Origin of the sequence: Shewanella sp. T24-MNA-CIBAN-0130 (assembly GCF_040310185.1) — a bacterium.
GTDB lineage: Bacteria > Pseudomonadota > Gammaproteobacteria > Enterobacterales > Shewanellaceae > Shewanella > Shewanella psychromarinicola.
The window spans coordinates 1-235 of record NZ_JBEOPP010000568.1 but is presented as its reverse complement, the minus strand read 5'-3'; the positions used below and the strand labels follow the sequence as shown (position 1 = coordinate 235).

General features: G+C 48.5%; 1 protein-coding gene. It reads right to left on the bottom strand.

Features of this window, described 5'->3' with window-relative positions:
• The coding region (locus AAEZ02_RS23525; RefSeq protein WP_351125667.1) for a TetR/AcrR family transcriptional regulator C-terminal domain-containing protein at window positions 1–235 on the bottom strand (235 nt) is incomplete at both ends.

Genomic DNA, 235 nt, shown 5'->3' with positions numbered 1-235 from the left:
ATAAATACTTCTGCCGCTTCTTGTTCGTTAATATCGTTTAAATTAATTTCATTGGCGTTGTTGGCGTGAGATAAACAGGTAGCCACCATGGATTTCACAACATTAGGGCCAGACCGATAAAACATGTGGCCAAGCGACGGAAAGCGGGGCGCTTCGGCGACAACGATGCGGTACAGTGCTAGGGCGGAGTCTGACAAGATGACGTTGAGGTAAGCGTGACCTAACAGTCGTAGGC